Source organism: Salinarchaeum sp. Harcht-Bsk1 (genome assembly GCF_000403645.1).
Lineage (GTDB): Archaea > Halobacteriota > Halobacteria > Halobacteriales > Salinarchaeaceae > Salinarchaeum.
On record NC_021313.1, the window covers coordinates 519,052 to 543,705 of the forward strand.

Here is a 24,654-nt window from a genome sequence, read left to right on the forward strand (position 1 = left end):
CTCACCCCTTCACCAGGTGGTTCCGGCCGATGAGGCGGGGCCGCTCGTCCACGGCGAGGAAGTTGTCGACGTCCTCCCGGGCCTCCGCGGCCTTCCCCTTCGTGGGATCGTAGTCCCGGGATCCCTCGCTGCCGAGGGCGTCGTGGAGGGCGTCGAGGTCCTCGAAGTAGAGCTCTGCGACCCCGTCGAACGCCGTCGACGCCGGATCTGTCGGCACGACGGTGTCGTACTTCACGACGCCCTCGATCTCGCGGGCGATCGGCGTGTGGTTCGTCTGCCAGTAGTCGACGAACGCCTCGTGGCTCATCCCGTCCTGCCGGACGAGGAACGCCGAGTGCTTGTACAGGCCGTCGGTGTCGCCGTCGACATCGTCGCGCTGGACCGTCTCCTCGCCGGTGAACTGACGGTGCTCGGCCACCGGGAGAACCTCGTCGATCGGTGGTACCGAACCGTCCTCCAGTGCGTCGGGCGACTCGACGTAGACCTCGGAGAGTCCGTCGAACTCGGCGTGCTCGGGCTGGGTCGGGAGCACTTGCTGGGAGCGAACCACGGCCTCGGCGTCGCGGAGCCTGGGAAGGTACGTCGATCGCCACGATTCGACGAACGCCTCGTGGGAGACGTCGTCCCCACGGACGAGCAGATCGATTCGCTTGCGCATCGGTTTGACACAGTAGATGATGCGGATTAAAACCCGATGCCTGCGGACCGGGCACCCGCCGGACCGGCTGTCGAACCATTCACGTCCCGGCAGGCCAGAGCCTCAGACATGAGTGACGTGACGGTCCGACAGGCCAGGATCGACGACCACGAGGCCGTCGCCGCCTTCACGCGGGAGACCTGGACCGATCGCGAACTGGAGGACTGGATTCCCGACGCGTTCCCGGAGTGGATCGAGACCGACGGCGACGACCAGCGGACCCTCGTCGCGACGGTCGACGGCCAGGTCGCCGGTATCTGCCAGGGCGTGCTCCTCTCGCCGGAGGAGGCCTGGGTGCAGGCCCTCCGCGTGCATCCCGACGTCCGCGGGCACGGCGTCTCGCGTCGCATGACCGACCGACTGCTCGCGTGGTGTCGCGACCGCGGGGCGGTCGTGGCGCGGAACATGGTCTTCGCCTGGAACGGCGCGGGCCTCGGGCAGTCCCGGGCGTCCGGATTCGACCCGGCGACGGAGCTGCGATTCGCCAGTCCCGAGCCGACGGCAGAAGCGGCCCCGAGCGATCACGGACCGCGGGACGCGGAGGCGGTCGTCGATCCCGCCGCGGCGTGGCGGTACTGGACCGAGAGCGACGCGAGAGAGCACCTCCGCGGACTCGCAGCGGACGACGAGGAATCCTGGGCGCTCCGGGAGCTAACCCGGAGCGATCTCGACGCGGCAGCCGAGGACGACGGCGCGATCGCAGTTCGGACGAGCGATCGAACGGTCGCGATGGCGGTCCGGTCCCGCATCGACACCCGACCAGCGGAGACCGACGCAGGAGCGGCGGGAAGCGAGGAGACGGTCGCGGTCTACGGAGCCACGGCGTGGGACGACCTCGAGGCATGTGCCGCATTGATTTCCGCGATCGCAGCCGACGCAGCGGGGATCGGCGCGGACGACACGAAAGTAGTGATTCCCGAGACGGTTCGACACGTCAGCGACGTCGCCGCCTGCCGCGTCGAGATCGGCGACGAGCCGGACTTCGTGCTCGCCGCCGATCTCAGCGGGCGTGACGCCCCGTAGCGAGCGCCGATCGTTCGGTCACTGCTACCCGCCGCTGACCGGTGGAAACAACGCCAGTTCGTCGCCGTCCTCGACGGCGGTTTCGAGACCGGCGTCGGTCGCGGTCACGTCGGATCCGTTCTTGAGAACGTTCACGTGGTCGTACACCTCGCCGTCCTCGTCCAGCACACGCGTCGCCAGATCGGGCCTGTCGGCGAGCAACGCGTCGAGCGCCTCGCCGACGGTCTCCGCGTCGGCGCCGGCGTCGACGTCGACGGCGTCCGAGCCGGCGACCTCGGCGAGATCTGCGAAGAGCTTCCAGTGCATAGTCGGCGGTCGGAGCGCCAGCCCAAAGGAATGTCGGGTCGGGTCGCGAGTCGGGAGGAATCTCGGGTCGGATCGGGAGTCCCTGGGAATGGTTCGTCTGGTCGCGAGCACGTGAGAGAAACTCGTCGGATCGGGAGTCCAGAGCAAAGAGTGGTCGGCCTGGGTCAATCGTCGTCCGCGTCCGGCGTCCGTGGTTCGAGTGACGGCGAGGAAGTCCTACTGGATTCGTCGGTTCGTTCGCCCGAGGCCCGCGCCTCGAGTCGCCGAATGCCGTCGGGCCGGCCCACGACGTAGATCGTCTCGCCGGGCCGTAGGAGACGGTCACCCGCAGGGATGGCGGTGACGTCGGCGTCGTCCTCGAGCGCTGCGACGGTCAGTTCGACGGTCTCGACGCGATTCCCGTCGAGGTCGCTCCCCGCCTCGATCGTCACGGAGCCCATCGTCTCGTCGGCGCTCCGGAGCAGCGACGCGAACTCGCGATCGGCCTGGACGGCAGCCGGCAGCGTGGCGATACGGTAGCGAACGTCGTCGGCGAGCCGATCGACGTCTCCCTCGTCCAGGGCGATCGTCGCCACGTCGCCGATGGCGGCTCGCAGTTCTCCGGTCGTCACCAGTTCGGGTGCGGCTCCGTCGTCGCTGGATTCGGCGCCCGAATCGGTCGCCGATCCGGCCGTCGGGCGCCAGATCTGGACGCGATCGCCCGGCGTCGCGGAGAAGGCCGGGTCCGCGTGGATCGCCACCGCGACGGTCCCCGGTGCCAGCGTCTGGCCGATGCCCGCGAGACGGCGACCGACCGCGAGGTACTCGATCGTGCCGTCGTCGGCGAACTCGACGTCCACGTGGCCGATCTCGTAGTCACGCGTGAGGCGCTCGACGAACCGATCGGTGAGTTCGGCGACGGTCATCCGCCGCGGGAAGAGAAAGGTCGTGCCGGCGAGATCGGCTTTGACCCCCGCAGGGACGGGTTCGTAGCCGTCGATGTCGTCGATCGATTCGGGAACGTGCACGCGGAGGACGCGACCGGCAGCACGGACGAGCGACCCGACGTCGGACTCCATCGTGCGGACCGAGTCGACGCCCGGGACGTCGACCGCGAGTCGTTCACCGAACCGACGGCCAGCGTCGGCCGCGATGGCACCCGCCGCGAACGCCACAAGGGTGTAACCCGCTGCCGTACCGCTGATCAGTTCGTCGGCCGCGACGCTGTCCTGCAGCGTGGCAGTCGTGTTGAGCGCGAGGGCGACGACCGAGACGCCGAGCAACACTGCGACGCCCTCGGGAATCGACGACCGACTGTACCAGCGGTAGACGAACGACGCGACCGCGGCGACGGATGCGGCACCGATCGCCATCGCGAGGACCTTGGCCACCGCCGGAACGAGGTCGATCGACTCGTGAATCACGCGGCGTCACCCCGGAACTGCTCGATGGCGTCGCGGGAGCCGACCACGAAGCATTCGTCGCCAGCAGACAGGAGCGTCGATCCGTCGGGTGAGAAGGTCCACGACTTCTTGCTCGAGTCGCCGCGCGTACTCCGCACCGCAAGCACTGCCACGCCGTGCGCGTCGCGGATCGCTGCCTCGCCGATCGTCGTGGCCGCGAGCGGACTGCCGGCGCCGATCGGCACCTTCGCGATGCGCTTGCCCGAGCGGCGGAACAGCGAGAGGAGTTCGAACTCGCGGCGAGTGCCGCGCGAGCGAACGACGACGCGACCGCGATCGTACGAGAGGAGTTTCGTCGCCCGGCTCCGGGGTAACGCGACGGTTACCCGGCCCTCGCCACCCGCGGTCGTTGGCGCCGTCGGTGCGGCTGGCGCGCTGCCCGCGGTGGGCTGGCCGCCGTCGGTCGCGGCCGGATCGCCACCGATCGGCGACCGCGGCGCGGCGTCGGATCGCGCGGACACGATCCGCCCGTCGAATCGGTCGTCGCCCGCGTCCAGGCGCACCCGATCGCCGCGGGCGATCCCCGTCGGAACGAGCGCCGCGATCGAGACCGCGCGGTGCCCCTCGGGGATCCGGCGTGAGAGACCACCCATCGGTGGGGCAGCGGCGATCGACGCCCTGCCTCGCTCGTCGATCGCGACGCTGACGTCCGCGAGGTCGTAGTCCGTCCGGAGGCGATCCTCCAGCCTCGCCTCGAGTTCGGCGAGCGGGAGGTCCGCGGGAAGGTCCCAGGTCTCGCTCGCAATTTCGCCCCGGAGTTCCGCGCCGAGCGGCGGGTACCCCTCGACGTCGTCGACCTCGCCGACGGGCCTGATCGTCACCTGTCCGATCCCGCCAACGACGCTGATCACGTCCGCGGAAAGCGTCTGCCGGCGGAGACTCCGCAGCGAGAATCGCCGTGGGAGGCTCGCACCGAGTTTGTCGCCCTGGTTGTGCGCGTAGAGCGCGAGCATCATCACGACGGTCAACGCGACGAGAAGTCGCGGGGATTGCTGGATCGTCGGATCGATCAGCCCGAGCAGGCCGCCGTTGACGCCAGCCACCGCGACCGCGAGGACGACGACCCCCAGGCCGGGGAGGGTCACCCCGGTAAAGTACCGGAAGACGAAGCCGAGGACTCCGGCAACGAGTGCGGGAATGATCCCCGTCAGCAGGCCGATGTAGAGGCCGAGAACGAACTCCGCGGGGAGACTCATGCCCGGAGGAAACGACGCCTCGGATAAACCAGTACCGGCGTCGGGACGCCGAATGCGCCGGCGGAGGGCAACGATCGCAGGGCGGTCGGCGCGGGTCAGTCGGCCCCGGCCGCGTTCACGGACGGCCCGCGTGGACGACCAGCAGGTCGGTGTCGACGGTGTGGACGCGTTCGTAGGTGGGCCTGGACAGCATCCGCGAGACGGGACTCCGGTCGGTGCTCGCGCCGAGTACGATCAGGTCGTTCGCCGGCGCGTGATCGCCGAGGAAGTCCTCGACGTCGGCGCGCGCGACGAGCGTCGTGAATCGACCCTCGTAGGGCTCGACGACGTTCGCACACATCGACTCTGCACGGCGGCGATCGCTCTCGGAATCGATGCAGTGGGCGACGGTCACGCGTCCGGCGGGTCCGGCGATCCGCCGAGCGAGATCGACCTTGCGGTGTGCGAGGTCGCCGGCGGACCGGATCGGTACCAGCACCTGCGTCCAGCTCCGTCGATCGACCCTGGCCGCGGCGACGTCGAGCGGACTCGAGAACAGGGACGTGACGAGTCCCTCCTCGTCCGGACCGTGGAACGGAGCGAGAATGAGGTCACAGCCGGTCTCCCGGGCCGTCTCGCGGGTCACGGCGGCGAGATTCGATCCACGTGCGACGACGACCTGGCAGTTCGCGCCCGTCGCGTCACGGAGTTCGGCTGCCCTCGACTCGAGCCGTTTAACGAGTGCGTCCTCTGCCTGTCGGTTCGGGGGCGAGTCCTCGGCGGAGTCCTCGGTCGTATTTCCGGCGCCCTCCCGTCGTCCGGTCGGTTTCTCGGCGTCATCCTGCTCCGTCGTAGCCCTCCATTGTTTCTGCTGCTCGCTCGTCGCTCCGCCCGCTTCCTGCTGCCCGGATTCACCTTCCGCTTCCGGGCCGTCGGAATCTGCGTTCGAGGTGGCTTCCCACGACTCGGTCTCCTCGACCCCGCCTGCCGCTCCGTTCGCGAAGCCTAGGAGAACGAGTCGACCCCGGTCGTGGCCGCTCGCGATACGGGCACCGAGTCGTGCGATCGCGTCGCTGTCCCCCAGCATCGGTACGAGCACGTCGTCGTCGCGCCCGGTCGTCGCGTAGAGGACCTCGGCACGGCGCTCGTAGATCGTATCGTGCCAGGTGACGTAGACGACGGCGACGATCGAACTCGCGAGGGCCACGCTGAAGACGTACACCAGCGGGGGCGCCTCCTGGACGAGCAGGAGGAGTGCTGCAGAGTACCCGCTCGGTTCCTCGACGTCGAGCGCCCACGTCGCCGTGCCGGTCAGCAACACCGCGACCATCGCGGCCCACGCGTTTACGTTCGCACTCCCGGGATCCCCGAGGGTCACGAGGGCGATCCAGCCACAGACCGACCCGATCGTGAGGCCCGCGACGAATCGGATCGGGGACGAGTAGCGGCCCGCCGGATCGGCAAAGAGCGTGTAGGCACCGGATGCCAGCGGCGGAAAGAGGAGGAAGGATAGGGAAGGCACCGCGTTCGCCAGCGCCGTCACCGCGGCGATGGTCAGCGGAACGAACAGCAACACCGAGGCGTGGACCAGATTGTCGGTGTGCTCGATCCACCGACGCAGCGCCGACTGCTCGCGGCGCTCGATCCGGCGAAGCCGGTGTCGCAGCCGTCGCAGTCGTTCGCGTGCGTCGAACATGTGCGTCGTTCCTATCGGCTCCGGTCGCTGCGCCCTTTATCGTTCGCCTCCGCACGGGCAGCTTCGGGCGGTTCGTCGGGCGGTGTGCAGTCGTCGGTCGGCTGGACAGTCGTTGGTCGGCTGGACAGTCGTTGGTCGGCTGGACAGTCGTTGGTCGGCTGGGCAGGCTCGTCGAGCGAGAGCGCGATAGGCTTATAGCTCCGTCGCCGCCTCCAGCGCGAGATGGATCGCCCGCTCGACGTTGTCACGAGCTTTGGGTGGGAGTTCCTCGTCGTCGGTCTCGCCCTTCTGGGTGTCCTCGACGAGATTCCCGTCGACGGTGCAGATGGCGCCAGCCTGCATGCCGTGCCGTCGAGCGAGCGTGAACAGCGCCGCGGCCTCCATCTCGACCGCGAGGAGCCCCGCCGCTTCCCAGGCCTCGACGTAGGCCTCCGTCTCGGCGTAGAATGCGTCGTCCGTGGCGATCGGGCCGACGTGGACGGCCTCGTCTTCGGCCTCCGCGACGTCGACCAGCGTCGAGAGCACCTCGTAGGTCGGGACCGCCGGCACGGTCGCGTCCTCGTAGCGCTTCGTCGTGCCCTCGTCCTTCGCCGCGCCGGTCGCGACGACCATGTCGCCGATCTCGATCCCGGACTGGAGCGCGCCGGTCGTCCCCACGCGGAGCAGCGTCTCCACGCCGACCGCCGCCAGTTCCTCCGCCGCGATCGCCGCCGACGGACTGCCGATCCCGGTCGAACAGATCGTCAACTCCCGGCCCTCGTAGGTCGCGTTCGCGATCGTGTACTCCCGGTTCGAGGCGACCCACTCGACATCCGAGCAGTGCTCGGTGATTCGCTCCACGCGGTCGGGATCGCCCGGAACGAGCGCGATGTCGGTGAGGTCGCCGTCGTCCACCAGCAAGTGGGGCTGTTTGGCCATGCGAGCGGGTTCGACGCTTCCCGAGAAAAATCCCACCACTCGACGATCGAACCCACCGCGCGTCGGAACGGCTCACGGGGACCCGTCGCGAAAGGAGGCGACCGCGTCGGGATCGAGGGCCGTTCGCGCGCCGACGCGCTGACTCGCGATCGCACCACACGCGTTCCCGAACGCGAGCGCTTCGTCGAGGTCGTCCGCCGCCAACCAGATCGAGAGGAACCCGGCGACGAACGCGTCCCCAGCGCCGCTGGTGTCCGCCACGTCGACGTCGAACCCGGGGTGGGCCCTGGTCTCGTCGCCCAGGAAACACCGGGCCCCACCGGCCCCGCTCGTGGCGACGACGAGCCGCTCGCTTCCCGCGGCCGCCGTCGGATCGTCTCCGTAGAGCGCCGCGATCTCTCGGTCGGTGCCGAACACGACGTCGGCGCGATCGGCCACGCCGTCCAGCGCGCGATCCCCCGCTCGGCGACCGGGATCGAGGCTCACGGAGCAGCCGGCGTCGACGGCGAGCCGTGCGAGTCGCTCGGCCGTGTCGGCACGCTGGCCCGTCAGGTGGACGTGTTCGACGTCGGCGACGGTACCGGGAGCCAGATCGGCGGGGGCGACCGCCTCGTTGACGCCATCGTTGCCGAGCATCGCGACGTCCTCGTCCGCGACGAGCAGGTACTTCGTGCTGGTCTCACCCGGCGCTTCGACGACGGGATCGACGTCGACGCCGTGCTCGCCGAGGCGTTCGCGAACGCGTCGACCTGGTTCGTCGTCGCCGACGCTCCCGAGCAGTCGTGCGTCGACGCCGAGCCGCGCCAGCCCGGTCGCGACGTTGGCCGCGCTGCCACCGCCGCTTCGCACCCGCTCCTGGATTGCCGCCTCCTCGTCGGCGGCCGGGAGTCGATCGACGAGGAGCGTGACGTCCAGGTTGACGTGCCCCGCCACGAGGACGCGCGCCATTGCCCGGACCTCCGGCACCGCGTGAGAAAAATCGGCCGGTCCGTGCTGGGAGGTCTGGTGCGAGCCAGTCGAAGCCCGATCAGCCTCCGACCGCGAACAGCATCAGGTTGTTCGTGCCCGGACCGAGTCCGACCGCAGCGACGAGGAGCAACACGAGGCGGGCCTCCTGTGGCGCATCGCGGATCCACTCGCGCATGAGCACCACGATGCCGGTCGCGACGATCAGTTTGACGAGGACGAACAGCCAGCCAGCGCCGACGAACTCAGCGGTCGGCAGTGCCGCGCCGGCCTCGAGGACCGCCTCGGAGACCGGGGAACGCTCGGACACGTCGAGCATGTCGTAGCCCACCGCAGTCGAGACGCCGTCGAGCGCGTGGGCGACGACGACCACGACGCCGGACCAGGACGCCAGCGCCGCGGAGTCGGTGAAGCGGACGCCGATGATTGCCCAGGTGATCGCGGCGACAACGCCGGTGACCGCGATCGTGATCGCGGCCGGGAGCGTGTCGAGCGTGCCAGCGTTGAACGCCTCGATGAGCCCGAAGATCGCGAACGTCACCGCCGTACCGGTTCCGATCGCGCCCAGGTGACGGTCGGGAGTACCCGCCGTCATGGCGGAGTACAGCGTCGTGATCACCCAGACGGTGCCTGCGGCGAGTGCAACGGTCGCGTACACCGCTGGCGTGCCAAAGAGCGGTTCGACGTAGTCGGGGAACTCGCGGACCTGGTCGAGCGCGTGGAGCACGCCGCCGGTCATCATCCAGGGGGCGAACGCGACGACGGTCGCGTTCGTCACCGGTGGCGAGAGCGCCCAGAGCAACGCTCCGACCGTGATCAGCCCGAGAAGCAGGGCACCGACGTACGGCAGCGGTGGCAGTCCGAACCCCTCCGGCAGCAGGCCCCCTGCCTGCAGGATCGGTCCCCAGAGCGACCCGGACCCGGCTGCTCCAACCGTGACAGACGGGTTCATTCTTCCCAAGCAAGACCACGGGGATATATAATACGCTGGGGTCCGATCGCGAATTGCGTATCGTTGACACGAACGACGAGCAGCCGGCGGCGAGCCGCTGGTAACCCGTTCGATCCCCTGATACCGGTTGGATTCGTGCATCGCGAGCGGCCATCTACCGACGCCGGTTCACGACGATGACGACGAGCAACCCCGCGTACGCGAGCGCACCGACGACGGCCAGCCACCTGCCAAGGTCTATCGCGGTCGCAGTCGGTCCCGATGGCTGTCCTTCCCCGAGCAGGACCGCCGTGAGTTCGAGAAACACGCCTCCGCCCAGCGACCAGAGCGACGCGGCAGCGACGACGTCCCCACGGTCCCCCGCGACCGCTGGCGGATAGAAGTGGTAGACCACGCCGAGGATCGTCAGGCCGAGGAAGCCCAACAGTCCGAGTCGCGGATGGATCGCGAACAGTTCGATCCGCTCGCCGAGTCCGACCAGGGCCCCAGCCGCGACGGTGAGCACCCCACCGACCGCTCCCGCGAGCACGCCGTAGGCCCCGAGTCTGGGTGCGGGTGCGCGGGAGACGAGCAGGACGATCAGGACCGCGTGGCCGAGCACGGCGACGGCGAGGAGCGCGATCGCACCGTGTAAGAGCCCCTCAACCGCCAGGCCGAACGGTCCGCCGTCGAACCAGCCCACGAGGAGCGCCGGACCGAGTGCACCGCTGGCGAGGACGGCCGCAGCGAGCGCATCCGGAACCTCCGCCCGAATGAGTCGCGGGAGCAACCGGGCACCGATCGCGAACACCAGCAGGGTCGCGGTCCCGACAGTGAGGAGGTGCGAAACGGCGAGTGGGCTCTCGACGAGGGCAGGGAGGTCGAACGCCCCGGCGAGAAGCTGGTACGTCGCGATGGCGAGGTACGCCAGCGCGATCGGCATGGCCGCGTTCGCGATTCGATCGAGGCGTGCACGGTCGGCCTTCGACGCGGACGTCCCGGTCTCGGCACCGGTCGGATTGTCGCGGATCGTCAGCGCGATGGTCACGAGGAAGACGATCGAGCCCGCGGCCCAGAGCACCGCACCAGCATCGGCGGCGACGTCCGCCGCAATCGGGAGCAGGCGATCCGTCTCGCTCCCGGGCGTCGCGGCGAGGAGAACCGTCCCGAGGACGGCCAGCGGCAGCTGCAGCTGTGGCGCGCGTGGCACCGCCAGATCGCGATCGAAGTACGCCGGCAACAGTCCGTAGGCCTTCCCGAAGATCGTGTGCAGGACGAAGCCGTAGAGGCCGAACGCGACGATCGTGCTCCGGGGCTCGGTGATCGCGGCGGCGAACGTAGAGGCCACGAGGAAGCCTGCACCCGCGAGGACGAGGCCACGGGCACCCCGAGAGATAGTCGCAGCACTGCTCACGGAGGCCATTGAGCACGGGGGATCCTAATGGTCGGGACGAACCGGTTCGGCGCGCGATCCTGGCCTGGCGTACCATTGGATCGTCCACGTCGTCGGAGACCACACGATACAACCTCGGGATGCCACCCGTCGCCGCTCGATCCGCGGATATTTTCCCACGGGCCGCGAGTGCTCGTGCATGCTCTCACTCCAGCTCGAGGAGTTCATGATAGAACTGAAAGAGGGATCGATCAAGAACGTCGGCGCGCCCAACAAGGCTGCGACCGCGAAGCTCTACGACGTCGAGGAGGCGGAGGTCCGGACGTTCGGCGACGAACGCCTGAAATTCTCGTTCGCGGACGCGGAGGGAAACCAGGTCGACGTGGCGCTCTCGCCGGAGACAGCCGAGGCGATCGCCGAGGCGGTTCCCGACGAGCTCGAGGCGCTCGCTGAGCTGTAGTCCCCGACGTCACCGAGAGCGATAGTTCCGAGGCTCTTCGAGAGCGCCAGGTCGCGACGCGCTTAGAATGGTCGTTCGGGACGCCCACGGAACTGTGCTCTGCGAGCAATCACGTCGACGCGTCGTTACTCGTCAGTCCGGTGTACCAAAACGAAAACGGTGGGAGTGTAGCCGCTAGCGGACGTCGACGCAGTCCTACGGTGGCACGCTCCGGTCAGGCATTGTTCATGCGCTGACTGACGCGTTCGCCACATCGCTGGCATTCGGCGACTCGATAGGGCTCCCGGGAGAACTCGACGTTCTCCGGCTTCCTGCTCTCGGCGAGGATCTGTACGGACACCTGGTGGAGAGTGTCCGTCTCACACGCCTCGCAGTACTCGGTCAGCCCGTCGAACGCATTATCGGTCGTCGCCATGCCAACTTCGTCGAGACAGGATCGGGGTATAAGTACCCCCAGTCGTTCGGGGAGTTTCGGACTGTTCATCGCAAGCAAGCAGCTACTTTTTGGCTATAAAGCGCCGAGATCTCTCGAAAACGTTCACGGCCTGCTCTCGACGATTGTTTCATCGTATCTCGTCGTACCAGTGCCAAGCTATAAGTAGAAAAACGACGCCTGGCCGCCGGGCGAATCGTCCCCGACGTGATCGGAACCCGGCAGGTAGCCCTCGGTCCACGCCCGGTGACGGAAACCCCTTTGTGCCGGCTACCGAGACACCGGACATGGAGCAGGTGTTCGCGCCCTGGCGCATCGAGTGGATCGAGCGCGAGGACCGAAACGAGGCGATCGAGGAGTGCGTCTTCTGTGAACTGCCCGCGATGGACGACGACCGCGAGCATCTGATCGTCGCCCGGAGCGAGCACGCGTTCGTGATGCTGAACAACTATCCCTACAGTCCGGGCCACGCGATGGTGATCCCGAATCCCCACGGCGGCGACCTCCGTGACCTCCCGGACGAGGTGCTTCTCGACCACGCGAAACTGAAAGCCAGGACGATCGACGCGCTCGAGGCGGCGTTCGATCCCGCCGGATTCAACGCTGGCCTCAACCTCGGCGGTGACGCCGCTGGCGGCTCCATCGACGACCACCTCCACACTCACGTCGTCCCACGCTGGAGTGGCGATACGAACTTCATGCCCGTGATCTCTGACACGAAGGTGATCGTCGAATCCCTGGAGGACACGTACGATCGCCTCCACGCGGCGTTCGCCGCACAGGAAGGCGCCTCGGAGGCAACGGGCGCGGCAAAGGAGGGAGAGGACACGGACGCTGACCAGGACCGATCGGCTGCGGTCCGGATCGAATTCGATTAGCTGGGGCGTACGGAGCACTCCAGCAACCGCTCTGCAATGGACACGACGATCCTCCCGACCCGAGCCGATCAGGAATGCGTCACAGTCTGCCACCGGACTGTGGGAGCGTGATCCGGACGATCGTTCCGCGGGGCTCGTTGTCGACGATCGTGACGTCCCCGTCGACGTTGTCGACGATCGATCTGGTGATCCAGAGGCCCAGTCCCTCGGAGTGAAACATGGGACTCTCCATCCCCTCTTCGAGCAGTGCACGCTCGACTTCGGGCAACCCGGGGCCGTCGTCCGCCACGTCGAACCGGGCGGTGCCGTCCGGCAGTTCCTCGACGGCGACCTGGATCGTTGGCTCGTCGTGGTCGCAGTGAACGACCGCGTTCTCGAGGAGTTCGTCGACGGCCCGATGGAGCCGGGGATCCGTCTCCACCGTGACCGCCGCCGAACTCTGGAGCTCGAACGTCGCCGACGGGTAGCGATTGCGTTCCTCGTCGATCCGCTCCTCGAGCAGTGCGTCGAGATCGACCCGCTCCGTGAGTTCGTCCTCGAGAACGATGTCGCGGAGGAGACGCGTCTTTTCGGTTAACGTCACCAGTTCGTCGGTCTGTTCGCGAATCGGCTCGATGTACTCCCGTGACTGGACGTCCTCGACCTCGCCACCGTCGGCGCGGGCGGCGAGCAGTTCGGTGTTCCCGGCGATCACGTTGCAGCTGTTTCGGAGATTGTGTCGGAGGACTCGGTGGAGGATCGTCGTCTGCTGGAGCGCGCGGTCGAGCCGCTCGTTCGTCCGCTCCGTGGACCGCTGGCCGTGGCGGATGAGCCCGAACAGCAGGAGCGCGGAGCCGAGGACGAACAGCCACCCTTTGGCGGTCTGTATCGTCGTCGTCAGTTCGGGATCGTCGATCAACGCAGCGACCAGTCGATCCGAAACGAGGATCCACGCGCCGCTGACGATCCCGTAGACGACGGCGATGTCGAGCGGTGAGCCGCTGTAGGGCGTGAACTCGGCCACGGGAGATCTGTCGTCACAGAACGTATCACGCGCTTAATCGCTTGCGGATGGACATGGCCGTCGGCATCGACAGCTGTCGGTCTCACCCACACGCGTTGCCGGATTTGGCGGATCGGTACGCCCTTGAGGAACCTGGGCGAACGGGTGAGCGTGTCGAGTCGTCAGGCGCTCCGTCGCGCGGGTGCAGTGGTGCTCGCGGTCAACGTCGCCCTGGTGCTGGCGAAAGCCGGGGCCTGGTACCTCTCGGGCTCGCTCGCGGTCGGTTCCGAGGCGATCAACAGTCTCTCCGACAGCGCCTACAGCCTCGTGATCCTCGCGGGACTCTACCTGACGACGCAGCCGCCGGATCTGGAACACCCGCATGGCCACGAGCGCATCGAGCCGTTCGTCTCGCTGTTCGTCGCCGGAGCGATGATCCTGGCGGGCGCAGGGATCCTCTACGGCGCCACGACGGCCGTGATCGCCGGGGGCGCCGATCCACCAGTGGGCACCAGTGCCATCGCGGTGCTCGTCCTCGCGGTCGTTGCGAAACTCTGGCTCTACCGCTACTGCCGACGCGTCGCCGAACGCGAACGCTCCCCGGCCGTCGCTGCGACGGCGGTCGACAATCGCAACGACGTCCTCGCCGCCGGCGCCGCGCTCTTCGGCGTCGCCGGCGCGCAGGTCGGCTATCCGGTCCTCGACCCGGTCGCTGCCGGGGTCGTCGCGCTCTTCATCGCCTACTCCGGCGTCGACATCGTCCGCGACAACCTCAACTACCTGCTCGGTGCCGCGCCCCCCGACCATCTCCGCGAGGAAATCGTCGAGCGCGCGCTCTCTCATCCGGACGTCGAGGGCGTGCACGACGTGATCGCCCACTACGTCGGCCCAGAGATCGACGTCTCGCTGCACATCGAGGTCGAGGGCGACCGTACGCTCGCGGAGGCCCACGACATCGAGTCGGCTGTGGTCCAGTCGATCCGGGACATCGACGACGTCGACGACGTGTTCGTCCACGTCGATCCGAAGGAACTGGGCGAGTGGAAAGCGAAGATCGACGACGTGGAGACGGACCCGAGCAACTGATCGATCGCGCTCGGGCCACGGGCGGCGTCCCTGCTTGGAGCGACCCGATCCACCCTGGCTCAGTCTGCGACGACGACGTTCCGGAGCGTCCCGATCCCGCCGTACGTGATTTCGACGTCGTCACCGGGTTCGACCAGCCCGGGATTCTCGGGACTGCCGAACGCCACCACGTCACCCGGGCGGAAGGTGAACCGCTCGGAGAGGTAGGAGACGACCGTCTCGACGTCGAAGAGCATCAGTTCAGTGTTCGCCTCCTGGCGACGCTCGCCGTCGACGTCGGTGTGCACGTCGATCGCCGACGGATCGAGGTCCGTCTCGATCCAGGGACCGAGCGGCGCGGACCCGTCGAACGCTTTCCTGGCCGTCCGTCCCTGCTGGTCGAGGGCGTCGACGTCGTTCAGGATCGTGTACCCCCGTACCACGTCCGCGACCTCGTCCTCGGCGACGTTCCGGCATCGCTCGTCGATCACTGCCGCGAGTTCGCCGGCGTAGGTGAGTTCGTCGGTGAAGGACGGGTAGGGGATCGGCTGTCCGTGAGCGAGCAACGAGGTCGCCGGTTTGATAAAGAAGTCCGGCTCCTCGGGGCGCTCGTAATCCATCTGGTCGAGCGTCGTCGCGTAGTTGCGCCCGACGCAGTACAGCGCGCTCGGCTCGCAGGGCGGCAGGAGGCGCCCGTCGCGACCGACCTCGTAGAAACCGTCCTCGGTCTGGACGACGCCGTCGTCGTACTCACCGGTGACGGGGCCCTCCGGCGTCAGCAGTCGTGCGATGCGCATGGTCGAGGGAGCGAGCGCTGCCCGGAAAGCACTGACGCCCAGTGAACGGTCTGCACCGCGAGCGCGTTCCGCGAGACGGGACCACCGTACCGACCGCGAAACCGCCCTGGGACTACTCGTCGCCTTCGGGTTCGAGTTCCTCGACCAGGTCGTCAGCGACGCCGGTGTAACCGGCCGGCGTCAGCGCACGGAGTTCCTCGCGGACGTCCTCGGGCACGTCCAGGTCGGCGAAGAGGTCGTGGAAGTCCTCGATGGTCACCGACTTGCCGCGAGTGAGCGCTTTCACCCGCTCGTAGGCGTCGCCGTGGCCCTCCCGTCGGAGGATCGTCTGGACCGCCTCGCCGATTATCTCGGGGGTGTCCTCGAGTTCCTCGCGCATGACCTGCTCGTTGGGCACGACCTTGCCGAGTCCGTCGAGCGTCTTCGAGTAGCCGATCAGGCAGTGGGCGAACGCGGCGCCAATGTTGCGCTTCACCGTCGAATCGGAGAGGTCCCGCTGCAGTCGGGAGGTCGTGACGTAGGTCGCGAGGAACTCCAGATCCGAGTTCGCCTTCGAGAGGTTCCCCTCGGCGTTCTCGAAGTCGATCGGGTTCACCTTGTGGGGCATCGTCGAGGAGCCGGTCTCGCCCTCCGCGGCCTCCTGACCGAGGTAGCGATCGGAGACGTAGAGCCACGCGTCGAGTTCGAGGTCGAGCAGGACGTTGTTCGTCCGGACGAGAGCGTGGAACGCTCGGGCGAGGTCGTCGCAGGGGTTGACCTGCGTCGTGAGCGGCGTGAATTCGAGACCGAGGCCCTCGACGAACTCGCGGGCGAACGATCGCCAGTCGACGTCTGGGTAGGCGGCGACGTGGGCGGCGTAGGTGCCGGAGGCGCCGCCGAGTTTGCCAGCCAGGGACTGGCGGGCCACCCGCACGTCGGCGTGGAGGTCCGCGAGCCGGCCGGCGTAGACGGCCATCTCCTTGCCGAACGTCGTCGGCGTCGCGGGCTGGCCGTGGGTCCGGGCGAGCATCGGCACGTCGCGGTGCTCGCGAGCGAGATCGGCGAGCTCGTTCCGCACGTCGCGGATCGCCGGTTCGATCACGTCGGCGAGCGCGTCGCGGACGAGCAGCCGGTGCGCGAGGTTGTTGACGTCCTCGCTCGTGAGCCCGAAGTGGATCCAGTTCGCCGCGTCGAGGCCCTCGGGCAGCCCCTCGCGCACGAAGTACTCGATCGCTTTCACGTCGTGGTTGGTCGCGGCGTAGCCGCGAGCGCCCTCGGTCTCGATGCGCTTGATCAGGTCCGCGTCCTCGGCGTCGAACTCCTCGTAGAGCGACCGGAGTTCGCTCCGGTCGCCGTCGTCGATCGACAGGGGCGTCGCGTCGAGGTCGGCGAGCGTGAGCAGGTACTCGACCTCGACCTCGGTCCGAGATCGCATGAGCGCGGCTTCGCTAGCGTACTCGCGGAGTGGCTCGGTGCGGCCGGCGTACCGGCCGTCGAGCGGCGAGACGGCGTAGAGCGGATCGGGCATGGGCGGAGCCTCGCGTGGCCGGGTGAAAGTGCTGTCGAAGGTCGGCGACCGCCGCGGTGCAGTCATCCACAGCTTGAAATCAGATCGAGCGGCGACCTAGTGCCGTGACAGTCGTCATCGGTCGTGAGACGGACGGAGACGCTGCACCCACCGCGTCGCTGGGCCAGTACCGAGCCCTCGACGGCAGCGAGGGCGCCGCTGTCGAACTCGACCTCGATCGGCCCCACGCGGCACTGGTCGTCGGCAAGCGCGGGTACGGGAAGTCCTACACGCTGGGCGTGCTCGCGGAGGAACTCGCGCGGACGGCCGGCGTCGCACCGGTCCTGATCGACCCCATGGGCGTCTTCGACAGCCTCGCCGACGGGAGGCAGGATCCGCCAGTCGAGGTCGACGTCGTCCCGGCGCCGACGGTTGCTCCGTCGATGCTCGATCCGAGAGCCTGGTGTGCGCTGCTCGGCCTGTCTCCAGAGAGCGGCGCGGGCGCACTGGTCTGGCAGGCGGCCCGCGACGCGACGACGCTCGGCGACATGCAATCCGCAGTCGAGTCGTCCGACGCGCCCGCAGACGACTGCCTCGCTGCCGCGAATCACCTCGCACTCGCCGAGGAGTGGTGCGTGTTCGATCCCGACGGCCTCGACCGACGACTCCTCGGGACCGCCGAGGCCACCGTGATCGACGTCTCCGGCCTCGACGCGGCTCCGATGAACGCCGTCGTCCGCGGCGTCGCGGAGGGGCTCTACCGCGCTCGGGTCGACGAGTCGATCGAGCGCCTGCCGTGGCTGGCGATCGACGAGGCGCACACGTTCTTCGAGGGAGTCGCTCAGTCTGCCCTCGAGACGATCCTCACGCGTGGTCGGGCACCGGGGGTGAGCCTGGTCCTGGCGACGCAGCGGCCTGGCGTGATTCCGGAGGTCGCGATCTCGCAGTCGGATCTCCTGCTCGCACATCGGCTGACCGACGAACGGGGGCTGGCCGCGCTCGAGGACGCCCAGCCGACCTACCTCTCGGGGACCCTCGAAGAACGCCTCCCCACGGAACCGGGCGAGGTGCTCGCGATCGACGACGCCACCGAGAGCGTCCACGCGCTGCACGTTCGGGAACGGGAGACGCCACACGGCGGCGAATCGCCGCGATCGAGCGAGACGACACCCGCGCAGTAATGCGAATGTCCGGCAGGCCCACCGGCGCTCGGATGCCTGTCTGTCGCCGGCCGCGCCGGCGGTCTCGAAACACCACCCTTATATTCAGATTGTGTGTAGGATCCTACTAACAACATGTCGGTCACCACTGCCGGCGGGAGGATCGGATGATGGACAGGGTCGAACGCTTCACCAAACTCGTCTCCCGGCACAGCAAGTGGCTCATCGTCGGGATCCTACTGCTCACGGTGGTCATGGCCGGCGGAATGGGTCAGGTCAGCCAGGAATCCGACCTGAACCAGTTCAGCTTCGGCTCGGACGCCGAGCAGGCACAGGACTACGTCGACGCGAACTTCACCGCGGCGGACGAGAACACCACCAACGTCCAGATCATCTTCCGCGAGGACGGTGGCGACGTCTTGACAAAGGAATCCCTCGTCCGGGAGATCGAACTCCAGCAAGAACTTCTCGAGGACGAGGAGATCAGGTCGACGCTCGCGGACCAGTCGTTCCGCGGGCTGTCGAACGTCGTCGCCCAGACCGCCATCGCCCAGCAGCGCAACCAGACCGTGGGCCCGGGCGGCGTCGACGCCACACTCGAGGAACAACGCCAGGCACTCGCGTCGATGAACGAGGAGGAGATCGACGCTATGCTCGCCGGGCTGCTCGGCGAGAACGGCGGCCAGAGCGCCGCGTTCGCGTTCGTCCCCCGTGACTTCGAGGCGGGATCGACCAGCGCCGACGCCCGCGCCATGTTCGTGACCCAGCGTACGACGGCTGATACGGGTCCGGAAGGACAGACGCCGGAGAACATCACCGATTCCCAGCTCCGGATGGACGAGATCGTCGACGACCGGTACGGGGACAACGCGTTCACGTTCGGCTCCGGAATCGTCAACGACGAGATCAACCGCTCGATGAGCGACAGCATGGCGATCGTGCTTCCGCTGGCGCTGTTGTTCGTCGTCCTGGTGCTGACGATCGCCTACCGCGACCTGCTGGACATCCTGCTGGGCGTCTCGGGTATCTTCCTCGTGTTGATCTGGACGTTCGGCTTCATGGGCTGGACCGGGATCACCTTCAACCAGATCATGATCGCGGTGCCCGTGTTGCTGGTCGGGCTCTCCATCGACTACGCGATCCACGTGTTCATGCGTCACCGGGAGCAACGGAACGATCCCGACGAGGCGGGCCCCGACACCGCGACCGACACCCGGGGCGCCATGGAGGTCGTGCTCATGGGACTCGGCGCGGCGCTCCTGTGGGTGACGATCACCGCGATGATCGGCTTCCTCTCGAACCTCGTGAGCCCGCTGCCGCCGATTCAGGACTTCGGGCTCGCGAGCGCGTTCGGGATCGCTTCGACCCTCCTGATCTACGGAACCTTCGTCCCGGCGTTGAAGGTCGAGATCGACGAATTCCTCGAGGGACGTGGCTGGGACCGACGCAAGCAGGCCTTCGGCACCGGCGGCGGCCGGTTCTCCGAGGTCCTCGCCGGCGGCAAGACCCTCGCACGACGCACGCCCTGGGCGGTCGTCGCGTTCGCCCTCCTGTTGACCGTGGGTGGCGTCTACGGCGCCACGCAGGTCGACACCTCCTTCCAGCAGGAGGACTTCCTCGCCGACGATCCGCCGGGCTGGATGGACTCGCTGCCCGAGCCGTTCGCGCCCGGGGAGTACCAGATCAAACAGCAACTGGACTTCGTCGACGAGCGGTTCAGCCGCGACCAGCAGACGGAGATACTCATACGCGGTGACGTGACCGACCCAGCGACGCTGGAACGGATGGCCGCCGTCCAGGAGGACGCCGCACAGCGAGACTCGCTGGTGACCCTGCCCAACGGGCGGGCGGCTGTCGAGAGCCCACTGACCGGCATGCAGGCACTCGCCGACGCCAACGAGCAGTTCAACGCGAGTTTCACTGCCGCCGACACCGACGGCGACGGCGTCCCCGAGCGCAACCTGCGGCAGCTCTACGACGCTTACTACGCTGCGGCACCCGGCGAGGCCGCCGGTACGCTCCAATTGACCGAGGACGGCGAGTACGCTGCAGCCCGGATGACGTTCACGGTGAGCGGCGAGGAAACGACCTCGACGACCGCCTCGGACACCCGGGACCTCGCAGACACCTTCGAGGGATCGCCAGCGACCGCGACCGCAACCGGGCAGATCGTGGTCTTCGACGTCATCGAGCAGGAGCTGTTCAGCACGGTGATCCAGACCTTGATCGTGACGTTCATCGCCGTGTTCGCGTTCCTGATGCTCGCCTACCGGTTCGTGCACGGGAGCGCGCTGCTCGGTGCAGTCACGTTGCTCCCGATCCTCCTGACGGTCACCTGGATCCTCGGGTCGATGTACCTGCTCGGCGTCCCGTTCAACGTCATCACGGGGACGATCACGAGCCTCACCATCGGCCTCGGCGTGGCCTACAACATCCACATTAGCGAGCGATACCAGCTCGAGATCGACCGCGGGCAGGACGCCTGGACGGCGATGCACCGTGCAGTGACGGGGACCGGCGGCGCGTTGCTGGGCAGCGCCGGGACGACGATCGGCGGCTTCGGCGTGCTGGCGTTCGCGATCCTCCCAGCGCTCCAGCAGTTCGGGATCATCACCGGACTCACCATCGCCTACGCGTTCCTCGGGAGCGTGTTCGTGCTCCCGAGCTTCCTGGTGCTCTGGACCCGGTACCTCGGGCCCTCGGAGACCCTGGAGCGGGACGCCGCACCGAGCGGGAACACGGCAGCACCGGCCGACGAGTGATCGCATCGTGATTCCCGAAGTCGCACAGGACGCGGCCGCGCCGCGACCCCGTCGGGCAGGTGAACGATGACCGACCCGATCACGGCGCTCCAGCGGCTCGGCCTCTCGAAGTACGAGGCGGAGGTGTTCGTCGCCCTCCAGCAGGTCGACAGCGCGACTGCCAGCGAAATCGACGAACTGGCGGACGTCCCGCGTTCGCAGGTCTACGGTGCCGCGGAGGACCTCGAAGAGCGCGGACTCGTCGACGTCGAGCACGCCTCGCCCAAGCGCTACCGCGCCGTCTCCCTCGAGGAGGCTCGCGAACAGCTCCGCCGGGACTTCGAGCGCGAGCAAGAGCAGGCCTTCGACGCGCTCGCAGAACTCGAAGGGAACTTCGCCGGTGGCGAGGAGCGACAGGAGGCGATCTGGACGGTCAGGGGTCGGCAAAAGATCGACGCGCGGGTCGAATCGTTCCTCGACGACGCCGAGTCGTCCGTGAGCTTCGGTACGGAGGCGGCACTCCTGGACGAACCCACCGTCGCCGCACTCCTCGACGCCTCTGAGCGAGCGGACGTGACGATCCTGAGCGCGGATCGGTCCGTGCTCGAGGCGTTCGAGGGAACCGGCGTCGAGACCGTCGAACTCCCCGACGAGTTCGATCAGAACGGAGATCCGCGCGGTCGCCTGGTCGTCGTCGACGATCGCACGGTGTTACTCTCGGTCGTCCGCCCCGACGGCGAGGAGACCGCCTTCTGGAGCTCCGAGACGGACTTCGCGGAGTGGCTCATCCGCCTGATCGACACCCACTTCGGCTCCCACGCCGAGGTCTGACTCGATCGGACCCTGCCACCGAGGCACGCTGTCAGCCCTGCCGCAATTCGTCGCTGCCTCCCAGCACCCGGTCACCGACCGAATCTGCGGCGTGAGTGCGGCCGGACAGTCAGCGGATCGCAATTCCTTTGCACCGACACGGCAGTTTCTCAGACATGACGCGCATTGCGGGCCTCGCGAGCAATCGGGGGCGCAACCTGATCAACGTACACGAACGATCACCGGGCGGTGCGGAACTGGGCGTCGTGGTGAGCAACGACGCCGACGCGCCGATCCTCGAGAAGGCCGCCGACCGCGGAATCCCGACGGCTGTCGTCGAGCGCGAGGCGGGCGAGAGCCGGTCGTCCCACGAGGAGCGGATCAACGACGTCCTCGCCGACCACGACTACGACCTCGTCTGTCTCGACGGCTACATGCGGATCCTCACCGACACGTTCCTCGACGCACAGCCGACGACGCTCAACGTCCACCCCGCGCTCCTCCCGTCCTTCCCCGGAATGGACGCCTGGAGCGACGCCCTGGACGCCGGCGTCGACCTCACTGGCTGCACCGTCCACGTCGTCACGGACGCGACCGACGAGGACGACGAAGTCGTGGAGGAACTCGTCGACGCCGGCCCGATCGTCACGCAGGAACCAGTCCCGGTCTACGAGGGCGACGAAGAAGACGACCTCAAGGAGCGGGTCCTCTACGAGGGCGAGTTCGCCGCTTACCCCCGCGCAGTCAAGTGGTTCGCCGAAGACCGCGTCGAGGTCGATCGGGAGGCCGGGACCGTTTCGACGCCCGGGAACACCGACGAGCAGCTTCCACTTCGCTTCCTCGCGACCGGCGACCGCGCCGCGGACCTCCGCTACGGCGAGAACCCCCACCAGGACGCCGCGCTCTACGCCGACTACACCTGCGAGGAAGCGACGGTCGTCGGCGCACCCCAACTCAACGAGGGCGCAAAGGCCTGCTCGTACAACAACTACAACGACGCGGACGCGGCGCTCGGCCTCGTCAAGGAGTTCGACGAGCCCGCGGCCGCCGTGATCAAGCACACGAACCCCGCGGGCGCCGCCGTCGCGGACACGCTCGCGGACGCCTACCGCGACGCGCTCTCGACGGACGCCAAGAGCGCCTTCGGCGGGATCGTCGCGCTGAACCGCGAGTGTGACGCCGAGACCGCCGCGGAGATCACCGACTCGTTCAAGGAGGTCGTCGTCGCGCCGGGCTACACCGACGACGCCCTCGACGAACTCTTCGAGAAGGACAACCTGCGCGTCCTCGACGTCGGGAGCCTCGATGCGCCGACCGAGCAGTTCACCGAGAAGCGGCTGGCTGGTGGTCGGCTGGTCCAGGAGCGGGACACGCAGGCGCCGACGGCCGAGGACCTCGAGGTCGTCACCGAGGCCGAACCGACCGACGAGCAGATCGAGTCGATGCAGTTCGCGTGGCAGACGATCAAGCACGTGAAGTCCAACGCCATCCTGTTCGCCACGGGCACCGAGACCGTCGGCGTGGGGGCCGGGCAGGTCTCCCGGGTCGACGCGGTCGAGATCGCGAAGATGAAGGCCGAGAACGACGCCGAGGGCAAGTCCGCTGAGGGCGCCGTGATGGCCTCGGACGCGTTCTTCCCCTTCCCGGACGCCGTCGAGGCGGCCGCCGAAGCCGGCATCGAGGCGATCGTCCAGCCCGGTGGCTCCGTCAACGACGACGACGTGATCGCTGCCGCAGACGAGCACGACGTCGCGATGGTGTTCACCGGCAGCCGGGCGTTCCGACACGACTGAGCGAGCCATCCGAGACGCGAGAGGGTCCGGTATCCCTGGACGTCGGTCTAGCCGCTGCCGTTCTCCGGCGAATTCGGGATGGCGATGCCGGCAACACTAACACGCACTGTCACCAACCACGGACCGATGCGTCGCCAGCTGACGATCGCCGGCGCCGCGCTCGGCGTCGCAGCCGTGACGATTCTGCTGCTAGCAGCGCTCGCCCCGCCCGCACCTGCCCCCTCGGAACCGCTAAACGAGGAGGTGCGGGAGCGTCGCGTGAGCTTCGACGGGTACGAGAGCGGCGTCTGGCCCTACCTCAGTTCGGAACGGGGCTTTCGGCGCACCAGTCCCGTCAACGTCGTCGTCCGTGGCGAGCCCAGCACCGTATTGGAGATCCTCAAGAGTGGCGATGCCACCGACTTCGAGGACCTCCCACCCGAGGAGGAAGCCGAGGGGCCCGGGCCGCCCGGTTCGAGGACGGACGGCCCACTGAATGGCACGGCCGGGGAGAATCTCGCGATCGACTGGGAGTCGACGGAGGGTGCGACGAGATACGCCTACGTCGACGACGGGAGCGCAGACGGTGGCCGGTGGATCGACGAATCCGCGCAGCTACAGGACGGGACGTACTACGGCCACCGCCACCACATCCGTCTCTACGAGTCGCCGAGGGAGGACGAGCCGTGGGTGGCGATGCAGGCGCACAGCGAACACTTCGACTGGTTCACGCTCCGCCACGAGGTCCACGGCAGCGATTCGACGCAGGATCGCGTCGAGAGCGCCTTCTTCGGCGATCCCCGAGTCGACGAACTCTGGCGTAGCTACGTCGCCAACGACGACAGCTCCGACTCGGACGGGTGGGCGTCGATGGTCGTGTTGTTGGTCGGCTTTTCGCTGATCGGTGGACTAACCATCGACGTCGATCGGCACATGCAGCGTACCCTCACGCCCGTCGATCGGCGGCGACTCCATGCAGTTCGAGAACGGCTCTCCATGCGTCTCGGGTTGCTCGTGGTCACGAACGTCGCCATCGTACTCGGCGTGCGCTTCGGTGGAATCGCACTCGAGCGCCACGCGGCCTTCCTCACGATGCATCAGATCGCGGCGCTGCTCTATCCGATACTGACACTCGGGCTTCCGCTTGCGTCCTATTCCCTCGCCACCGGTATCGAGCGTCGGATGGATGCAGCCCTCGGGGCCTCGAGCGGCCTCGCGATCGGCGTCGTCGCCGACTACATGTACCTGAGGGTAGAGATGATCGCGATCCCGACCCTGTTCCAGCGGCTCGCAGTCATCCTAGCGCTCGGACTGATCGCGGCTGGGGCGGCGTCGCGGGCCACTCGCGAGCACCGGATCAACGGGCTCGTGACGACCGGCGTGATCCTGTGGGTCGCACTGCTCGCAGCGACGGTGTTGCAGATAATCTGAAAGGGGATCCCTCAACGATCGTGGCGAGAAGTCGATCGGACCGGGAGTCGATCGAGGTCCTCCCGGAGCGTCGGACTCTGGGGTTCCGACAG

The 24,654-nt window shown here is 68.0% G+C and carries 22 protein-coding genes; 9 read left to right on the plus strand and 13 right to left on the minus strand.

Translation table 11 applies throughout. The features are described 5' to 3' along the window. Window position 1 precedes the first annotated feature (1 nt). Complete coding sequence (locus L593_RS02495; RefSeq protein ID WP_020445343.1) at window positions 2-658, minus strand: EthD domain-containing protein; 657 nt, start codon at window positions 656-658, stop codon at window positions 2-4. A gap of 108 nt (window positions 659-766) precedes the next feature. Here L593_RS02495 and L593_RS02500 point away from each other — a divergent pair, with 108 nt between their 5' ends. After that, the gene (locus tag L593_RS02500; RefSeq protein ID WP_020445344.1) at window positions 767-1,720 is read left to right on the plus strand and encodes a GNAT family N-acetyltransferase; all 954 of its coding nucleotides are present in this window, start codon (window positions 767-769) and stop codon (window positions 1,718-1,720) included. A 24-nt stretch (window positions 1,721-1,744) separates the two neighbouring features. On the opposite strand, the gene L593_RS02505 is transcribed toward L593_RS02500, so the two are convergent. The 8 genes from L593_RS02505 to L593_RS02540 all read right to left on the minus strand — a co-directional run bounded on the left by L593_RS02505 (window position 1,745) and on the right by L593_RS02540 (window position 10,568). Then, window positions 1,745-2,026: a ubiquitin-like small modifier protein 1 gene (locus tag L593_RS02505; RefSeq protein WP_020445345.1), complete on the minus strand. Its 282-nt coding sequence runs from the start codon at window positions 2,024-2,026 to the stop codon at window positions 1,745-1,747. A 164-nt stretch (window positions 2,027-2,190) separates the two neighbouring features. Then, complete coding sequence (locus L593_RS02510) at window positions 2,191-3,429, minus strand: TrkA-C domain-containing protein (protein WP_020445346.1); 1,239 nt, start codon at window positions 3,427-3,429, stop codon at window positions 2,191-2,193. Continuing rightward, a complete protein-coding gene (locus L593_RS02515; protein WP_020445347.1) occupies window positions 3,426-4,664 on the minus strand; it encodes a potassium channel family protein in 1,239 nt (412 codons plus the stop codon). The genes L593_RS02510 and L593_RS02515 overlap by 4 nt, the downstream gene beginning before the upstream one ends. Window positions 4,665-4,779: 115 nt before the next feature. After that, the gene (locus L593_RS02520; protein WP_020445348.1) at window positions 4,780-6,339 is read right to left on the minus strand and encodes an HPP family protein; all 1,560 of its coding nucleotides are present in this window, start codon (window positions 6,337-6,339) and stop codon (window positions 4,780-4,782) included. A 192-nt stretch (window positions 6,340-6,531) separates the two neighbouring features. Then, window positions 6,532-7,257: a nucleoside phosphorylase gene (locus L593_RS02525; protein WP_020445349.1), complete on the minus strand. Its 726-nt coding sequence runs from the start codon at window positions 7,255-7,257 to the stop codon at window positions 6,532-6,534. Between the two features lie 72 nt (window positions 7,258-7,329). After that, window positions 7,330-8,205, minus strand: coding sequence for a carbohydrate kinase family protein (locus L593_RS02530; RefSeq protein ID WP_020445350.1), 876 nt, complete (start codon window positions 8,203-8,205; stop codon window positions 7,330-7,332). A 79-nt stretch (window positions 8,206-8,284) separates the two neighbouring features. Beyond that, window positions 8,285-9,175, minus strand: coding sequence for a DUF63 family protein (locus tag L593_RS02535; protein WP_020445351.1), 891 nt, complete (start codon window positions 9,173-9,175; stop codon window positions 8,285-8,287). A gap of 154 nt (window positions 9,176-9,329) precedes the next feature. After that, on the minus strand, window positions 9,330-10,568 hold the full coding sequence (locus L593_RS02540; RefSeq protein ID WP_144060685.1) for a hypothetical protein: 1,239 nt from the start codon (window positions 10,566-10,568) through the stop codon (window positions 9,330-9,332). Between the two features lie 178 nt (window positions 10,569-10,746). Between L593_RS02540 and L593_RS02545 the strand changes: the two genes are divergently transcribed. Then, the gene (locus tag L593_RS02545) at window positions 10,747-11,007 is read left to right on the plus strand and encodes a hypothetical protein (protein WP_020445353.1); all 261 of its coding nucleotides are present in this window, start codon (window positions 10,747-10,749) and stop codon (window positions 11,005-11,007) included. A gap of 214 nt (window positions 11,008-11,221) precedes the next feature. Here the strand turns inward: L593_RS02545 and L593_RS02550 are convergent, their stop codons facing one another. Then, complete coding sequence (locus tag L593_RS02550) at window positions 11,222-11,422, minus strand: hypothetical protein (RefSeq protein ID WP_020445354.1); 201 nt, start codon at window positions 11,420-11,422, stop codon at window positions 11,222-11,224. Window positions 11,423-11,727: 305 nt separating this feature from the next. Here L593_RS02550 and L593_RS02555 point away from each other — a divergent pair, with 305 nt between their 5' ends. Next, the gene (locus L593_RS02555; protein WP_020445355.1) at window positions 11,728-12,318 is read left to right on the plus strand and encodes an HIT domain-containing protein; all 591 of its coding nucleotides are present in this window, start codon (window positions 11,728-11,730) and stop codon (window positions 12,316-12,318) included. A gap of 79 nt (window positions 12,319-12,397) precedes the next feature. On the opposite strand, the gene L593_RS02560 is transcribed toward L593_RS02555, so the two are convergent. Next, window positions 12,398-13,321: a sensor histidine kinase KdpD gene (locus L593_RS02560; protein ID WP_020445356.1), complete on the minus strand. Its 924-nt coding sequence runs from the start codon at window positions 13,319-13,321 to the stop codon at window positions 12,398-12,400. A 150-nt stretch (window positions 13,322-13,471) separates the two neighbouring features. Between L593_RS02560 and L593_RS02565 the strand changes: the two genes are divergently transcribed. Then, window positions 13,472-14,386, plus strand: coding sequence for a cation diffusion facilitator family transporter (locus L593_RS02565; RefSeq protein ID WP_049894261.1), 915 nt, complete (start codon window positions 13,472-13,474; stop codon window positions 14,384-14,386). Between the two features lie 59 nt (window positions 14,387-14,445). Here L593_RS02565 and L593_RS02570 read toward each other — a convergent pair whose 3' ends face one another. Beyond that, window positions 14,446-15,162 (minus strand): fumarylacetoacetate hydrolase family protein, encoded by a 717-nt coding sequence (locus L593_RS02570; RefSeq protein WP_020445358.1) that lies wholly within the window; start codon window positions 15,160-15,162, stop codon window positions 14,446-14,448. Window positions 15,163-15,274: 112 nt separating this feature from the next. Further along, the gene (purB, locus tag L593_RS02575) at window positions 15,275-16,669 is read right to left on the minus strand and encodes an adenylosuccinate lyase (RefSeq protein WP_049893797.1); all 1,395 of its coding nucleotides are present in this window, start codon (window positions 16,667-16,669) and stop codon (window positions 15,275-15,277) included. A gap of 104 nt (window positions 16,670-16,773) precedes the next feature. On the opposite strand from purB, the gene L593_RS02580 reads away from it, so the two are divergent. The 5 genes from L593_RS02580 (at window position 16,774) to L593_RS02600 (ending at window position 24,562) form a co-directional block, all read left to right on the plus strand. After that, complete coding sequence (locus L593_RS02580) at window positions 16,774-17,829, plus strand: ATP-binding protein (protein ID WP_020445360.1); 1,056 nt, start codon at window positions 16,774-16,776, stop codon at window positions 17,827-17,829. Window positions 17,830-17,975: 146 nt separating this feature from the next. After that, window positions 17,976-20,570 carry an RND family transporter gene (locus tag L593_RS02585; RefSeq protein ID WP_201764635.1) on the plus strand — a complete coding sequence of 865 codons (2,595 nt, stop codon included), beginning with the start codon at window positions 17,976-17,978 and terminating at the stop codon, window positions 20,568-20,570. Between the two features lie 66 nt (window positions 20,571-20,636). After that, a complete protein-coding gene (locus L593_RS02590) occupies window positions 20,637-21,380 on the plus strand; it encodes a TrmB family transcriptional regulator (RefSeq protein ID WP_020445362.1) in 744 nt (247 codons plus the stop codon). Window positions 21,381-21,535: 155 nt separating this feature from the next. After that, window positions 21,536-23,152: a bifunctional phosphoribosylaminoimidazolecarboxamide formyltransferase/IMP cyclohydrolase gene (purH, locus tag L593_RS02595; protein WP_020445363.1), complete on the plus strand. Its 1,617-nt coding sequence runs from the start codon at window positions 21,536-21,538 to the stop codon at window positions 23,150-23,152. Window positions 23,153-23,278: 126 nt separating this feature from the next. Further along, window positions 23,279-24,562, plus strand: a complete 1,284-nt coding sequence (locus L593_RS02600; protein ID WP_020445364.1) for a hypothetical protein — start codon at window positions 23,279-23,281, stop codon at window positions 24,560-24,562. Window positions 24,563-24,654: the final 92 nt, after the last annotated feature.

Bases quoted from the DNA above. Each gene is read 5' to 3' on its own strand.
- L593_RS02545 (WP_020445353.1), top strand. From the start codon at position 10,747: ATGCTCTCACTCCAGCTCGAGGAGTTCATGATAGAACTGAAAGAGGGA.
- L593_RS02555 (WP_020445355.1), top strand. From the start codon at position 11,728: ATGGAGCAGGTGTTCGCGCCCTGGCGCATCGAGTGGATCGAGCGCGAG.
- purH (WP_020445363.1), top strand. From the start codon at position 21,536: ATGACGCGCATTGCGGGCCTCGCGAGCAATCGGGGGCGCAACCTGATC.
- L593_RS02495 (WP_020445343.1), bottom strand. From the start codon at position 658: ATGCGCAAGCGAATCGATCTGCTCGTCCGTGGGGACGACGTCTCCCAC.
- purB (WP_049893797.1), bottom strand. From the start codon at position 16,669: ATGCCCGATCCGCTCTACGCCGTCTCGCCGCTCGACGGCCGGTACGCC.
- L593_RS02535 (WP_020445351.1), bottom strand. From the start codon at position 9,175: ATGAACCCGTCTGTCACGGTTGGAGCAGCCGGGTCCGGGTCGCTCTGG.
- L593_RS02600 (WP_020445364.1), top strand. From the start codon at position 23,279: ATGCGTCGCCAGCTGACGATCGCCGGCGCCGCGCTCGGCGTCGCAGCC.
- L593_RS02515 (WP_020445347.1), bottom strand. From the start codon at position 4,664: ATGAGTCTCCCCGCGGAGTTCGTTCTCGGCCTCTACATCGGCCTGCTG.
- L593_RS02530 (WP_020445350.1), bottom strand. From the start codon at position 8,205: ATGGCGCGCGTCCTCGTGGCGGGGCACGTCAACCTGGACGTCACGCTC.
- L593_RS02500 (WP_020445344.1), top strand. From the start codon at position 767: ATGAGTGACGTGACGGTCCGACAGGCCAGGATCGACGACCACGAGGCC.
- L593_RS02550 (WP_020445354.1), bottom strand. From the start codon at position 11,422: ATGGCGACGACCGATAATGCGTTCGACGGGCTGACCGAGTACTGCGAG.
- L593_RS02590 (WP_020445362.1), top strand. From the start codon at position 20,637: ATGACCGACCCGATCACGGCGCTCCAGCGGCTCGGCCTCTCGAAGTAC.
- L593_RS02505 (WP_020445345.1), bottom strand. From the start codon at position 2,026: ATGCACTGGAAGCTCTTCGCAGATCTCGCCGAGGTCGCCGGCTCGGAC.
- L593_RS02570 (WP_020445358.1), bottom strand. From the start codon at position 15,162: ATGCGCATCGCACGACTGCTGACGCCGGAGGGCCCCGTCACCGGTGAG.
- L593_RS02520 (WP_020445348.1), bottom strand. From the start codon at position 6,339: ATGTTCGACGCACGCGAACGACTGCGACGGCTGCGACACCGGCTTCGC.
- L593_RS02525 (WP_020445349.1), bottom strand. From the start codon at position 7,257: ATGGCCAAACAGCCCCACTTGCTGGTGGACGACGGCGACCTCACCGAC.
- L593_RS02585 (WP_201764635.1), top strand. From the start codon at position 17,976: ATGATGGACAGGGTCGAACGCTTCACCAAACTCGTCTCCCGGCACAGC.